Origin of the sequence: Pandoraea horticolens (genome assembly GCF_902459555.1) — a bacterium.
GTDB lineage: Bacteria > Pseudomonadota > Gammaproteobacteria > Burkholderiales > Burkholderiaceae > Pandoraea > Pandoraea horticolens.
Genome location: NZ_CABPSM010000004.1, coordinates 202,167 through 215,493, shown reverse-complemented (window position 1 = coordinate 215,493; position 13,327 = coordinate 202,167). Strand labels below are relative to the sequence as shown.

13 protein-coding genes and 1 pseudogene are annotated in these 13,327 nt (G+C 64.7%); 6 read left to right on the top strand and 8 right to left on the bottom strand.

All coding sequences use genetic code 11. From position 1 onward, the window contains the following. Positions 1-169 precede the first annotated feature (169 nt). Together PHO31112_RS09430 and trmB are read left to right on the top strand one after the other, a co-directional pair. A complete protein-coding gene (locus PHO31112_RS09430; RefSeq protein ID WP_150620279.1) occupies positions 170-628 on the top strand; it encodes a winged helix-turn-helix transcriptional regulator in 459 nt (152 codons plus the stop codon). Positions 629-814: 186 nt separating this feature from the next. Beyond that, positions 815-1,615, top strand: a complete 801-nt coding sequence (trmB, locus tag PHO31112_RS09425) for a tRNA (guanosine(46)-N7)-methyltransferase TrmB (protein ID WP_150620278.1) — start codon at positions 815-817, stop codon at positions 1,613-1,615. 100 nt (positions 1,616-1,715) lie between these two features. Here trmB and PHO31112_RS09420 read toward each other — a convergent pair whose 3' ends face one another. From PHO31112_RS09420 to PHO31112_RS09405, 4 genes and pseudogenes are all read right to left on the bottom strand, one after another. Beyond that, the gene (locus tag PHO31112_RS09420) at positions 1,716-2,558 is read right to left on the bottom strand and encodes an undecaprenyl-diphosphate phosphatase (protein ID WP_150620277.1); all 843 of its coding nucleotides are present in this window, start codon (positions 2,556-2,558) and stop codon (positions 1,716-1,718) included. A gap of 104 nt (positions 2,559-2,662) precedes the next feature. After that, a complete protein-coding gene (locus PHO31112_RS09415) occupies positions 2,663-3,292 on the bottom strand; it encodes a DUF1439 domain-containing protein (protein ID WP_150620276.1) in 630 nt (209 codons plus the stop codon). A 75-nt stretch (positions 3,293-3,367) separates the two neighbouring features. Next, positions 3,368-3,674: pseudogene (locus PHO31112_RS27520) on the bottom strand (YkgJ family cysteine cluster protein). A 115-nt stretch (positions 3,675-3,789) separates the two neighbouring features. Further along, positions 3,790-4,572, bottom strand: coding sequence for an SDR family NAD(P)-dependent oxidoreductase (locus tag PHO31112_RS09405; RefSeq protein WP_150620275.1), 783 nt, complete (start codon positions 4,570-4,572; stop codon positions 3,790-3,792). Positions 4,573-4,670: 98 nt separating this feature from the next. Here PHO31112_RS09405 and PHO31112_RS09400 point away from each other — a divergent pair, with 98 nt between their 5' ends. The 4 genes from PHO31112_RS09400 to PHO31112_RS09385 all read left to right on the top strand — a co-directional run bounded on the left by PHO31112_RS09400 (position 4,671) and on the right by PHO31112_RS09385 (position 8,146). Next, positions 4,671-5,339 carry a TetR/AcrR family transcriptional regulator gene (locus PHO31112_RS09400; RefSeq protein WP_150620274.1) on the top strand — a complete coding sequence of 223 codons (669 nt, stop codon included), beginning with the start codon at positions 4,671-4,673 and terminating at the stop codon, positions 5,337-5,339. 129 nt (positions 5,340-5,468) lie between these two features. Beyond that, complete coding sequence (locus tag PHO31112_RS09395) at positions 5,469-6,137, top strand: protein-L-isoaspartate O-methyltransferase family protein (RefSeq protein WP_150620273.1); 669 nt, start codon at positions 5,469-5,471, stop codon at positions 6,135-6,137. A 149-nt stretch (positions 6,138-6,286) separates the two neighbouring features. Next, positions 6,287-6,610 (top strand): rhodanese-like domain-containing protein, encoded by a 324-nt coding sequence (locus PHO31112_RS09390; protein ID WP_150585599.1) that lies wholly within the window; start codon positions 6,287-6,289, stop codon positions 6,608-6,610. 9 nt (positions 6,611-6,619) lie between these two features. Beyond that, positions 6,620-8,146, top strand: a complete 1,527-nt coding sequence (locus PHO31112_RS09385; protein WP_150620272.1) for a TolC family outer membrane protein — start codon at positions 6,620-6,622, stop codon at positions 8,144-8,146. A 129-nt stretch (positions 8,147-8,275) separates the two neighbouring features. Here PHO31112_RS09385 and waaA read toward each other — a convergent pair whose 3' ends face one another. The 4 genes from waaA to PHO31112_RS09365 form a co-directional block, all read right to left on the bottom strand. Beyond that, on the bottom strand, positions 8,276-9,583 hold the full coding sequence (gene waaA / locus PHO31112_RS09380; RefSeq protein WP_174995665.1) for a lipid IV(A) 3-deoxy-D-manno-octulosonic acid transferase: 1,308 nt from the start codon (positions 9,581-9,583) through the stop codon (positions 8,276-8,278). A 3-nt stretch (positions 9,584-9,586) separates the two neighbouring features. Further along, positions 9,587-10,483, bottom strand: coding sequence for a Kdo hydroxylase KdoO (gene kdoO, locus PHO31112_RS09375; RefSeq protein ID WP_150620270.1), 897 nt, complete (start codon positions 10,481-10,483; stop codon positions 9,587-9,589). Continuing rightward, entirely contained in the window at positions 10,480-11,448 is a 969-nt protein-coding gene (gene waaC, locus PHO31112_RS09370) for a lipopolysaccharide heptosyltransferase I (protein ID WP_246177997.1), read from the bottom strand. The genes kdoO and waaC overlap by 4 nt, the downstream gene beginning before the upstream one ends. A 246-nt stretch (positions 11,449-11,694) precedes the next feature. Continuing rightward, entirely contained in the window at positions 11,695-13,092 is a 1,398-nt protein-coding gene (locus PHO31112_RS09365; RefSeq protein ID WP_150620268.1) for a phosphomannomutase/phosphoglucomutase, read from the bottom strand. Positions 13,093-13,327: the final 235 nt, after the last annotated feature.

Sequence of the window (13,327 nt, the reverse complement as noted above, 5' to 3'; positions counted from 1 at the left end):
TCGGTGCGCGGCTCGGGACACATTCGATGACGCAGACGCACACGCGACATTCGTCGATGGACACGATGACATGGAGCCCCAAACCAGTTTCAAATTAAGACTTGTTGGATCATAACCAAACCGGTCTTAAAATGAAACTCAATTTTCGCTCCGGCAAAACGCCCCCAACATGACGCAAACCCGATCCGAAGTGCCCGCCCCGTCGCTGGATACCTGTCCTGTCGCGCGCACGGTCGACGTCATCGGTGACCGGTGGAGCCTGCTCATCGTGCGCGACGCCTTCGATGGCGTGCGCCGTTTCGGCGACTTCCTGCGTAGTCTCGGCGTAGCGCGCAGCATGCTGACGACGCGTCTGCGGGCACTGGTCGAGACGGGCGTCCTCTCGGTGCGGCCCGCCTCGGACGGCACGTCGTACCAGGAATATGTGCTGACGCCTCAGGGCCGCGAACTCTTCACGCTGATCGTGGCGCTGCGGCAGTGGGGAGAGAAACACCGCTTCGAGCGGCACGAGCATCACTCGACGCTGATCGACACGCGAACCGGCAAGCCGCTGGCCGATTTGCAGCCGGCCACTAGCGATGGACGGCCCGTGGCGCCGGAGGACACTCAGGTCGTTCGGCCGGCGTGAGCGGGACGTCAACTTGCCAGTGGAGGGGGTTCCGGTGGATAATCGAGCCCGTTCCCGACGCCACGGCGCGGGAAAATCCTTTGAAAAATCATCGTGTTGGGCGCTGACATCAGGCCGTAATGCCGGATGTGCCGCCCGCCGCAGCACACCTCGACAAGCCGTCGTCCCAGACGGCTTTCTGTTTCCATGACGAACCACGGACAACCGCCGGCTGACGATGCGCAACCGGCCCACGACGACGACGCCGACATCGGTGCGCCGCAATCCCATGCCACGGGCGAAGACGAGACATTCGTCGGACCGGACGGCGTAGCGCACCCGCGCCGCATTCGCAGCTTCGTGCGCCGCGCCGGACGCAGCTCGGAAGCGCAGAAGCGCGCTTTCGAGACGCTCGGCCCGAAGTTCGTGCTGCCGTATGTGCCCGAGCCGCTCGACTGGCCCGCCGCCTTCGAGCGTGCCGATGCACCGCGCATCCTCGAAATCGGCTTCGGCATGGGCGATGGCACCGCGCACATCGCGAAGGTGCGTCCGGCGGACGATTTTCTCGGTGTCGAAGTGCACGAGCCGGGCGTGGGCGCGTTGCTCAAGCTCATCGGCGAGACGCCTCTGTCGAACGTGCGCATTATTCAGCACGATGCCGTGGAAGTCGTTCAACACATGCTGCCGGAAGGCTCGCTCGACGGCGTGCATGTCTTCTTCCCCGATCCCTGGCACAAGAAGCGCCACCACAAGCGCCGCCTGCTGCAACCGCCGTTCGTGGCACTGCTCGCCTCGCGTCTGAAGCCGGGCGGCTATCTGCACAGTGCGACGGACTGGCAGGAATATGCCGAGCAGATGCTCGAAGTGCTCGCCGGCGAAGCCACGCTTGAAAACACGGCGGCCGATTACGCACCGCGTCCGGACTATCGTCCCGTGACGAAGTTCGAGAATCGCGGCCTGCGCCTTGGCCACGGCGTGTGGGATCTCGTGTTCCGCAAGCGCGGCTGAAGGCCATCGAAGACATTGCGGAAATGAAGAAGGGGCACCACGCGGCGCCCCTTCTTCGTTCTGCGTTGCGAAGCGCGTGCTGCGGTCGCGTGCGTCGGGCTCAGTCAGCCCAGACAACCAGCCCGCTGTAACCGGTGGCCAGCACCACCAGCCCGAACACGATGCGATACCACGCGAACGCCGTGAAGTCGTGCGATGCGATGTAGCGCAGCAGCCAGCGCACACAAATGAAGGCACTGATGAACGCGGCGATGAAGCCGATGCCGAACAGGCTGACATCGTCGACCGACAGCGTCGAGCGTGCCTTGTAGAGTTCGTAAAGGGTGGCGCCGAACAGAATCGGGATCGCGAGGAAGAACGAAAACTCGGTGGCCACCTTGCGCTCTAGCCCGAACACCATCCCGCCGATAATCGTCGCCCCCGAACGCGACGTGCCCGGCACCAGCGCCAGACACTGCGCGCAGCCAACTTTCAGGGCGTCGGCAAGCGAAAGGTCGTCGATCGAATTCACGCGCGGCAGCTTGCCCGCGTCGGCATTGCGACGGTTATGCCGCTCCACCAGCAGAATGATTACGCCCCCCACGATGAACGCCGTGGCCACCACGGTCGGATTGAACAATGCCGCCTTGATGTGCTTGCCGAGCAACAGCCCGAGCACGATGGCCGGCAGGCACGCAACGATCACGTTCACGGCAAAGCGACGTGCCTTCGCATCGCTGCCGAGGCCCGCCACCACCTGCGCGATCTTGACGCGAAACTCCCAGCACACGGCGAGAATCGCACCGAACTGAATCACGATCTCGAAGACCTTACCCTTGTCGTCGTTGAAGTCGAGCAAACTGCCGGCCAGAATCAGGTGACCGGTCGACGAGATCGGCAGAAATTCGGTCAGACCTTCGACCACACCGAGAATGACGGCTTTGAACGCCAGCAACAAGTCCATGCAATAAGTTCCAGAGAAGTCGTGAATAGAGGATTAGGAAGACAGGCGCGCCGACAGCGTTCGGTGGATCGCCGGATCGGGGCGGACCAATCGGCCGCCCCCTCTCAGCGAGAATCGAATTTGACGTTCACCCCGTGCGAAAGCACGGTGATCGTGCCTGGCTGACGCGCCACGCCGCCGATGTTGAGCTGCTCGGGTTTGAACGTGTAGATAGGCGTGCCTTGCAGCAACTGCGTCGCAATCAGGGCGCCTGCGGCGTTCAGTTGTCGTGACCAGCGCTCGGGCAACCCATCGATCGTGAAGGTCTCGACTTCCGGATCGCGCAATACGACCGACATCGTGGCGGGATCGTACGCGAGCGCGCTGTCGATGGCGAGCGTGCCGGTGAGCGGCGCGCCGCCCAGCGGATGCGTCACCGCAGCGTCGACGGACACCGCCAGACGGTTGCTCTCCGGCAACAAGGTCAGCCGGGGATGCGTGAGGTTTACGTCGAGCACGGCCAACACACGGCGGTCGAACGGAAACTTGCGCTCAAGCGCGCGCTGCAATTGACTTTCGGAGAAGGTGTAGTCGTTGCCGAACGGCAATCCCGCGCAAGCAGCCAGCCCTGCGGCGAGGGCAGAAGCCCCCGTCAACGCCAGCCAACGACGGCGTGAAACCTCTGGCGTTTGCCGTGCGACAGGTGTCTCGCACTGCTCACGAATTGATTGATCTGGCTGAGTGCTATCCGGCATGTCACATTCCGTTACAGGGCGCGGGGCGCCCGATACGCGCGACTATAGCACCCGCTTGTGACTCGCTTCTACGCCTCAGGACGCCCCCAATGCACCTCGGCGTGCCCGCCCCCACGCCGCCATCGGCGCTGTCATCGCTTCGAGTTGCGACAACCACGCGATAGCCTGCGCGCGATCCTCGCCGCACATCTCAGCAGATGGCTGCAACGAGCCGCAGACCGCCGGACGCTGCGCGCTGCGCGCTGCCGAAGATCCGGCAGCGGTCGTCGTCGTCCAACTGCACGCAACGGGTGTTTGCCGGTTTGCCAGTCGGCATGCCGGGAATGGGCGTCGAGATGGAAGGCGCGATGCAACACGCCGCGCAATGGGATCGGCAGTTCATGAAAGGATCGGAAGAATGCAGGGAGCGCGGCGTCAGCCTCACGGGACGACGCCGGTTCGGGCCGCGCATTCTACCGCGAGTGACGAAGCGGACGTCTCGGCCGCTCGCACCCGGCCTACCAAGGCAAACTGCCTTCGACGTCGAAGAACCCGCCCGTAACCGGCCCGCGCTCACCGAGCGCCAGCATCAGCACGCTGCGCGCGCCTTCTGCCAGCCCCTGCCGTGCCCGTTTGCCGCTCGCATCGAGCGTGAGGTCACCCGGGGCGCCCGGATCGACCGAGTTCACCGTAATCGACGTCTCGCGCAACGTTTGCGAGAGCTGCACCGTCAGCATGTTCAATGCCGCCTTCGACGCATTGAACCCGATCTGCCGGAACGCCGAGTGCTCCCACGCCGGATCGTTGTTGTGCGCAAGCGAACCGAGGCCGCTCGACACATTGACGATACGCGCGCGCGCCGAGCGCGCCAGCCACGGCAACATGGCCTGGGTCACGCGCAATGTCCCGAAAAAGTTGGTAGCGAAGACCCGCTCGACCGCTTCGATAGAGGCCTTCTCGGGGGTGTCGTCGCGCGGATCGGTCACGCCCGCATTGTTCACCAGCACGTCGAGCCGCCCATGATAACGGCCGATGCGATAAGCCGCCGCGTGTAGCGTCTCCGGCCTGAGCAGGTCAATCACCAGCGTCTCCGCCTGAAACCCCGCTTTGCGCAGCGGTGCGACAACTTCCTCTCCCTTGGCTTCCTCTCGCGCCCCCACGAGCACCATCATGCCAGCCTCGGCCAACCCTCGCGCCACTTCGTGCCCAATGCCCCGCGTCGCGCCCGTCACCAATGCCACGCTTCCCAGATGACGTTCGGCGTCCTCGCGTACCGCGTTCTCGATTGCGTCCCGTTTCATCACTGCTCCCGTCGAAATCTCTGTTGTGCTGCGCCAGACCGCACGCAAATTTGTTAGCATCGAGTTTATGAAGAATCCTTCAGATTTTCCATTCGCATATGAAACCGGACAGCCAAGCCCGCGCAACGCCCCGTAAATCGCCGCAGCAGGCGCGTTCGCGGGTCACAATCGACGCGATTTTCGAAGCCGCGCTTCAGGTTTTGCTGCTCGACGGCGGGCGCCAACTAACCACGACTCGCGTTGCCGAGCGCGCGGGGGTGTCGGTCGGCACCCTGTATCAGTACTTCCAGAACAAACAGGTCTTGCTCTACGCGGTGCTTGGGCGGCACGTCGACCGGATCGTCGAGTCGGTGGAAGCCACCTGCGTCACCTCTCACGGGCAACCGCTGGAAGTGATGGCGCGCTCGCTCGCCACGGCGTACGTCGGCGCGAAGATGACGGACATCGAGGAAGCGCAGGCGCTGTACCGGCTCTCGGAAGATCTGGACGGGCGGGAAGTGTTTGCCAGCGCGGCCACGCGCATGCACGCCGCCACCGTTGCCATGCTGAAAACCGCGCGCGAAGCGCATTTCGACGATCCCGAGACGGTCGCCTTCGTGTTCCTGAACTCGATGAGCGGCCCCATCAAGGCGATTCTGGAGAACCGCGCGCCCGCCGGTGCCTGCTGCGAAACGCTGGCGGGACAGATCGCCGATCAGATAGCGACAATGTGCGGCGCCTACCTGGTACGGGTCGCCCAGCCGGCCGCGCAAAAAGCCGCAGCATAACCGCTGCTTGGCCGCCGTACCCACCGCCCTTGCGCCGCCGATGCGGCAAAAGTTCACGCGTCATAATGACTGCCGCCCGGAACTGGTAAAATGCCGGGTTGTGTTTGCCTACTACCCACGGTAACCGAAATGAATTACGAACAGGCCCGCTTTAACATGATCGAGCAGCAAATCCGTCCCTGGGACGTGCTCGATCAAGAGGTGCTCAATCTGCTCAAGCTCGTCAAGCGCGAGGAATTCGTGCCGACGGCCCAGCGCGCCCTCGCCTTCACCGACGTTGAACTGCCGCTACCGGGCGCGGCCATTCCCGACAAGAGCCAGCACATGATGTTCCCGCGCGTCGAAGCGCGCATCCTGCAAGCGCTCGCGCCGAAGAAGAACGAAAACGTGCTCGAAATCGGCACGGGCTCGGGCTATATGGCTGCCCTGCTCGCCTACAACGCCCATCACGTGACGACCATCGAGTTCGACGCCAATCTCGCGCAGACCGCCCAGCAGACGCTGCGCGCCAACGGCGTGACCAACGTGGAAGTGATCAACGCCGACGGCGCGCAGGGCTGGAGCGCCGCCGCACCGTACGACGTGATCGCCATCTCGGGTGCCCTGGCCGAACTGCCGCAAGCGTTCCTCGACCAACTGAAGGTCGGTGGCCGTCTGGCAGCCTTCATCGGTGGCAGCCCGGTCATGGAAGCGAAGCTCATCACGCGCATGTCCGAGACCGAGTACCGCACGGAAAACCTGTTCGAGACGCAAGTGGCCTATCTGGTCGCGCCGCATCCGTCGAGCTTCAAGTTCTGAGCCCGGCTCCCGGGTAACGTGCCGTCCGGTCGCGGATGGCACGCCCCCCGGAATGCCGCGAGCGGACCGGTCCCGCCCCCCTTTTTGTGGGGCAAATGCCTGCGGGAATCAACGAGGGCCGGACGCCCCCCATACGACACACGAACATCATGCAAAACATTACACCGGCGCAATTGGCCCAGTGGCTGGCGGACGGGGACCGCGGCCAACCCACGCTCCTCGACGTGCGTGAGGATTGGGAAGTGCAGACCTGCCACATCGCCCAGAGCAAGAATGTGCCGCTCGGCGACGTGCCCGCCCGTCTGACGGAACTCGACGCCGATACGCCCATCGTGTGCATCTGCCATCACGGCATGCGCAGCGCGCGTGCCGCAATGTTTCTGGAACAACAAGGTTTCTCCCAGATGTTCAATCTGGACGGCGGAATCGATGCCTGGGCTCGCCAGGTCGATCCGTCGATGCCGACTTACTGAGCCAGGGCCATGCGCCCCTCAAGGCTTGCCGCGCGTGAGCGCGCGGCCAAGCGTGCGCCTGCGCGGCGCACCGTCTCTGCGAGCGCCCTCGTCATGGCGACGACGCTCGCGGCCCTCATGGTTCACACCACACCCGCCGGCGCAACCGACCTTCTCCAGCTCTACAGCGAAGCCCAAAACCGCGACGCGCTGATCGCCAGCGCCCGCTCGGCCTACCTCGCCAACATCGAGGCATTGCCGCAGGCCCGCGCCGCCCTCCTGCCGCAGGTCACTGCGCGCTGGGGCGCCGTCAATACGCACTACGGCTCGGGGAATGTCTCGAACACGTTCGTCAGCAGCGGCTACGGCCTCACGCTCACGCAGCCCATCTTCCACTGGGATAGCTGGCAGTCGTATCAGCAGGGCAAACTGACGGTGGCGAGTGCGGAGGCATCGTTTGCGCAAGCGGAGCAGGATCTGATCCTGCGCGTAGCGACCGCGTATTTCGACGTGCTCGCCGCGCAAGACGATCTGGCGCTAGCCGGCACGCACAAGCAGGCCATCGCCGAACAACTCGCGTCCGCCAAGCGGAATTTCGAAGTCGGCAACGCCACAATCGTCGACGCCAACGAAGCGCAAGCCAGCTTCGATCAGGCCACCGCGCAGGAGATCGCCGCACAGAACACGCTGGATGTGCGCCGGGCCGCCTTCGCGCGGATCGTCGGGCATCCGGTCGGCTCACTCGCCACGCTGCGCGCCGGCGCGACGCTGCCCTCGCCCCAGCCCAACAACGTGGCGGACTGGGTCGCGCAGGCAGAGCAGGCCAACTATGCCGTGCAATTGCAAACGCTCACACTCGAGACCGCCCGCCGCGAAACGTCCAAGGCCAAGTCGGGCTATATGCCGTCGGTCGATCTGGTCGCCGCCGGAGCGCACTCGAATGTCGGCAACGCCAACAGTCTGCTGACGTCGTCCATGTCGAGCCCGTCGAGCCAAGGCTCGGGACCGAGTTCCGCCGGACAGATCGGCATTCAGATCAGTATTCCGATCTTCTCGGGCGGCGCGGTGCAGAGCAAGATGCGCCAGACGCTCGCGCTGGAAGATAAGGCGATGACCGATCTGGACGACGCACGACGTCTGGCCGTCTTCAACGCGCGCCAATCCTATCTGGGTGTATCGAGCGGGCTGGCACAGGTGAAGGCACTTGAAGCGGCCGAACAATCGGCGCAATCGTCGGTGGCGTCGAACAAGCTCGGCTATCAGGTTGGCATTCGGATCAACGCCGATGTGCTCAACGCCGAAGACAAGCTCTTCACCACCCGCCGAGATCTCGCCAAGGCGCGCTACAGCACGCTGCTCTCGAGCCTTCAGCTCAAGGCCAGCGCCGCCACGCTCGTCGACACGGACTTGCAGTTGCTTAACGCGTTGCTCACGGAGAATCCGGAAGCTTCCGCGGCAATGGCAGGTGCTCGCGAAGCCACGCCCGCCAGCGCCGGGGCCGGATTGCCCGCGCGTGGCGTGCGACCGGGAATCACGGCGCCGCCCATGCGACGCTGATCGCCGCCCAGCACATCGCAGATGGCCGCGGCGTGAAAGCGCATAGCAAAATGCCTCGCATTGCCAGTCCGGCATGCGAGGCATTTTGTTTTTTCGACGTGGACGACTGCGTCCGGTGCGATCGCCGAATCAGTCCTGCGGAGCGGTCAAGCTCACGTCTAACCACTGGCCTAGCGCCGTCACGGTACGCGCCGTCGCTCCCTGGTGCTGCTTGGCGAACAGCGTCGCGGCGGTGCGCATCGCAAGGCGACGGTCGTCGTTGAGCAGCAGATCGGTCAAGGCCGTGGCGAGTTCGCCTGCATCGCTGACGCGCAGTGCCGCCCCCGCCGTCAGCGCGTTTTCGCTGGCCTGCGTGAAATTGAACATGTGCGGACCGAAGACGACTGGCGTGCCTGCCGCGCAGGCCTCGATCAGATTCTGACCACCCAGCGGCAGCAGGCTCCCGCCAATGAACGCGACGTCCGCCGCTGAGAAATACGCCGCCATCTCGCCCATCGAATCGCCGAGCACAACGTCGACGTCGGCCGGCAGTGGCGTGTCGTCGTCAGGCCAGGCGCTGCGGCGAACGTAGTTGAGGCGCACCTTCGCCAGCATCGCCGCGACTTCGTCGAAGCGCTGCGGATGACGCGGCACGAGCACCAGCAACGAGCGACGCCCCACGTCCGAGGCGGCCGCGAGCATCGCGCGAGCCTGAAGCACCAGCGCTTCCTCGCCGTCGCGCGTGCTCGCCGCCAGCCAGACCTTTCGGTCGCCGAAGCGCTCGCGCCACCGTGAGCCCAGCGCGAGCAGCGCGGGCGGCGGCGTCATGTCGAACTTGAGATTGCCCATCACGTCGACGTCGTTCGCCCCCAGCATACGAAGCCGTTCGGCATCGGCATCGCTCTGCGCGAACACACGGCTGAAGCCGCCGAAAACGGGCTTGGCCGCATCGCCGAAGCGGGCGGCGCGCCGGAACGAACGCGCCGACATTCGCGCATTGGTCAGCACCAGCGGCACGCCGCTTTCACGGCAGGTGAAGATCAGGTTCGGCCAGACTTCCGTCTCCATCACCACGCCGACGCTCGGTCGCCATTGCTTCAGGAACCGCCGGATCGGCCCGACCATGTCGTAAGGCAGATAACAACGCAGCACACGATCGCCGAACAGGTTGTCGCCCGTGGCACGCCCGGTAGGCGTCATGTGCGTGAGCAGGATGCCGTGAGACGGATAGCGCTCGAGCAGCGCGTCGATCAGCGGCTGCGCGGCACGTGTCTCCCCGACCGAGACGGCGTGCACCCAGATCAGCGGGCGGCCGGTGTACGGCGGTGAATCGTAAAACCCGAAGCGTTCCCCGATGTGACGGCGATAGCCGGGTTCGAACCGGCCGCGCCACCACAGGCGAATCACCGCCAGTGGGGCGACGATCCACCAGAGCGCGCGATAGACGAGACGCAGCAACATTCAGATGAGCGCGCGATGCGTGAGGCGTTGCAATACCGCCAGCGGCGAGCACTCGGGGTGCACCATCGCTTCGGCGGGCAGGAAGAATGTCTGCTCCATCATGAACTGCCCCGACATCACGGCGTGCGACGTTTGGTCGGAGAAGCAGATCCAAACGCTGCCCGGCGGGAACGGTATGGTCTGCTGATCGGCATCGTGCTGGTAGCCCATGTCGGCTTTCATTCCGTCATGCAGGTGCAGCATGATGTGGTCGTAGCCGCTGCGCGGACGCTTGGTGATACCCACGGCGTTCTGCAACCATGCGGACCCCGGCCATTGCGCCGGCACTTTCGGCAGGAAGCGTTTGGCCACGTCTTCGAACGGCTCACCCACGCGCCAGACGCGCGGCTGCCCTGCCGGGTTGATGTTGGTGAACACGCGCAGGATGCGCTCGCCGTAGTTCGGGCGCGACGGGAAAGCATCGACGTGCAGGCGGGCATCGTCCTTGCGCCACGACGTCTGGCGCGTTTCGACCTGATGCAGACGCAAGCTCGTAGGCGCCGCGCGCAGCTTGCCGCGATACTCGGGCAGCAAGCCGTCGATCAGGCTGCACGCCTGCGCGTAATAGCGCTTGACCAAGGCGTGGACGGCGCGCTGCGTGGCGTCGTCGGCGGCGACACCGACAAGCACGTCAGTCTTGGGATCGAGGCTGATGTTCTTGCGTTTGGGGTCGGCAATCGCGGGATCGAGCAAGCGTTGCTCCCCGGCGTCGATGATAAAAGCCAGGTGCGGGAAATAGAGCACCTTGCCCGCCTCGACATCGGCCACGAGCGTCTCGCGCGGTATCGACAGTTGTCCGCCCTGCCAGTTGCCGGATTCGACGGTGACGATCTGGTTGCTTGCGTTTGTTTGGCTCATGCGCTTCTATCCTCCCCGGACGCGGCGTCGCCACTCACCACAGGTGCCGGCGACGGTGCGAGCTGATGCACGGCGTCGCGCACTTGCGCGAGCGTTGGCTTGTGTTGCGCGTCGCCGAGATTGATGATGCGCGGCGACCAGAATCCGCCGGTGCGCCACGCGGTGCTGAAATTGTATAGCTCGATGGTGGGACGGTTCAGCGCTGCGGCAATATGTACCAACCCCGTGTCCACGCCCACCGTGATCGCGCCCCGGTCGATCAGGCCGACAACCTGCGACAGGTTCATCTTCGGCGGCACCCAGGCGTCTTTCCCCAACGCCGCGGCCAGTCTGAGCGAGACCTCATGCTCGGCAGCGCTGCCCCACGGCAACACGATCGCGAAACCCTGCGAGGCCAGATCCCGGCCCAGCGCCACCCAATCGTCTGCGGGCCAGGTCTTGTCGTCGCGCGAGGTCGCATGCACAAACACCGCATACGGACGATCCGGGCACTGGCTGTGGTCTGCCCGCTCGGTGGCAATGCCGAAGTCGATCTCGTCCGGCACTTGGAAGCCCATCGCCTCGGCCACCAGCAGCCGTGAGCGTGTCACCACGTGCGTGTGCGGCTCGATGCGTACCATGTGACGGTACAGATAACGCACTGGCCACTCGTAGCTGGCCCCCTCGGTCCGGTTGCCCAGTCCCCACACCTCGCCACGCGCCGTGCGCGCAATCCAGCCGGTCTTGACCAGGCCTTGCGTGTCGATCACGTAGTCGTAGGGGGTTTCGCGCAGGGCGCGACGGAACGTGCCGATTTCCTGCCAGGTGCGCGCTGCGAGCGGCTTCTTGCGCCAGCGGCGCAGGGCGAAGGGAATGACCCGGCGCACGCCGCGCACGAGTTTGACGAGGTCGACGAAGCCCTCTTCCACCACCCAGTCGATCTGGGCGTCGGGATACTGGCGCAGGACGTCCTGCACCACGGGCATGTTGTGGACAACGTCGCCGAGCGACGAGACTTTGACGATCAGAACCTGCAACCGAACGCTCCGGCGGTTCGGCCGGGCCTCGTGAGCAAAACCGCGATTTTACTCCGACCCGGCTCACGGGACATCCTCGCTGGGCATCTTTACCCCCCGTGTTCCGGTCACGGCGCCCTTGCAGTGTCCTGCGCTCGCCTTCGTGCGCTCGCGCCGGAGGGGCCGCATCCGCCTGCGGCGCCCCCGGAACTCGCGTCAGAACGGCAGCTTCGCGTCGGGCTTGGCAGCCAGAATGGCACGGCGGAAGTCGTCCTGAATGCGCTTGATTGCCGCTTCGCTATCGGCCTCGAAACGCAGCACGACCACCGGCGTGGTGTTCGACGAACGAGCCAGACCGAAACCATCCGGATATTCGACACGCAGGCCGTCGATCTTGATGATGTCCTTCGCCCCGTCAAACCTGGCAGTCTCGCGCAGCTTGTCGATCAGCACGAAGTTCTCGCCCTCGGCCAGCGGAATCTGCAACTCGGGCGTCGAAATCGAATTGGGCAACGCGTTGAGCACCGCGCTCGGGTCGGCGGCCTTCGACAGGATTTCGAGCAGACGCGCGCCCGTGTAAAGGCCGTCGTCGAAGCCGTACCACCGATCCTTGAAGAATACGTGACCGCTCATCTCGCCCGCGAGCGGTGCGCCCGTTTCCTTGAGTTTGGCCTTGACCAGCGAGTGGCCCGTCTTCCACATGAGCGGCTCGCCGCCGTGTTCGCGCACCCAGTCCGCGAGGTTACGCGTGCATTTCACATCGTAAATGATCTTCTCGCCCGGGTTGCGGCTCAGCACCTCGGCGGCAAAGAGCATCAACTGGCGATCCGGATAGATGATCTGACCGTCCTTGGTGACCACGCCGAGACGATCGCCGTCGCCGTCGAACGCCAGACCGATTTCCGCGTCGGTTGTCTGCAGCGTCTTGATCAGGTCCTGAAGATTTTCGGGGTGCGCAGGGTCCGGGTGGTGGTTCGGGAACGTGCCGTCCACCTCGCAGAACAGTTCGATGACATCGCAGCCCAGCGCCTGGAACAGCGCCGGGGCATACGCCCCCGCCACGCCATTGCCGCAGTCCACCGCGATTTTCATCGGACGCGCCAGATGCACGTCGTTGGCGATGCGCGCACGATACGACTCGCCGATCTCGTCGGCCGTGTACTTGCCCTGCCCCGTTTCGAAGTCCTGCCGTTCGATCAGCTTCGCCAGGCCCTGGATGGCGTCGCCATAAATCGCGCGGCCGCGCAGCACCATCTTGAAACCGTTGTAGTCGGGCGGATTGTGGCTGCCCGTGACCATAATGCCGGAATCGACAACCCGGCCGTGCAGCGTGATGTTCGTCGCGAAATACACCATCGGCGTGACGACGACGCCGATATCGACCACATCCACGCCTGCGGCACGCAGGCCGTCGGAGAGTGCGCCGACAAGCTCGGGGCCGGACAACCGGCCATCGCGGCCGACGACGACGGCATTGCCGCCTTCGCGACGCAGGGCGGTGCCGAACGCGCGGCCGATCAGGTTCGCAACGTTGGTATCCAGGGTCTTGCCAACGATGCCGCGAATGTCGTATGCCTTGAAAATCGCAGGCGAAACTTGCGTGGTTTGCGTCATGGGAAAGCGTCTCTCGGAAACGAGGGGAGAAATGAGCATCCATTGCGGGTGGGCCTGGCTTGTTGCCTGCCCGACCCCGCGACGGGCCGGAAGTTGCGAACGCCTTGGCCGCGAGGAACACGCCGGCCGCGCCGCAAACGTCAAATCCCGGCAGGAAGCCCGGCCGGGAACGGCTGCATTACGTTAAAATTATACGGGACTTCGCTGCACCGCGGCGCGTCCCGAAACCCTGTCA

Coding starts and splice junctions, on each gene's coding strand:
- PHO31112_RS09390 (WP_150585599.1), top strand. CDS start 6,287: ATGCAAAACATTACACCGGCGCAATTGGCCCAGTGGCTGGCGGACGGG.
- waaC (WP_246177997.1), bottom strand. CDS start 11,448: ATGCCCGTGGTGCAGGACGTCCTGCGCCAGTATCCCGACGCCCAGATC.
- PHO31112_RS09420 (WP_150620277.1), bottom strand. CDS start 2,558: ATGGACTTGTTGCTGGCGTTCAAAGCCGTCATTCTCGGTGTGGTCGAA.
- PHO31112_RS09400 (WP_150620274.1), top strand. CDS start 4,671: ATGAAACCGGACAGCCAAGCCCGCGCAACGCCCCGTAAATCGCCGCAG.
- PHO31112_RS09430 (WP_150620279.1), top strand. CDS start 170: ATGACGCAAACCCGATCCGAAGTGCCCGCCCCGTCGCTGGATACCTGT.
- PHO31112_RS09385 (WP_150620272.1), top strand. CDS start 6,620: ATGCGCCCCTCAAGGCTTGCCGCGCGTGAGCGCGCGGCCAAGCGTGCG.
- PHO31112_RS09395 (WP_150620273.1), top strand. CDS start 5,469: ATGAATTACGAACAGGCCCGCTTTAACATGATCGAGCAGCAAATCCGT.
- kdoO (WP_150620270.1), bottom strand. CDS start 10,483: ATGAGCCAAACAAACGCAAGCAACCAGATCGTCACCGTCGAATCCGGC.
- trmB (WP_150620278.1), top strand. CDS start 815: ATGACGAACCACGGACAACCGCCGGCTGACGATGCGCAACCGGCCCAC.
- PHO31112_RS09415 (WP_150620276.1), bottom strand. CDS start 3,292: ATGCCGGATAGCACTCAGCCAGATCAATCAATTCGTGAGCAGTGCGAG.
- PHO31112_RS09405 (WP_150620275.1), bottom strand. CDS start 4,572: ATGAAACGGGACGCAATCGAGAACGCGGTACGCGAGGACGCCGAACGT.
- PHO31112_RS09365 (WP_150620268.1), bottom strand. CDS start 13,092: ATGACGCAAACCACGCAAGTTTCGCCTGCGATTTTCAAGGCATACGAC.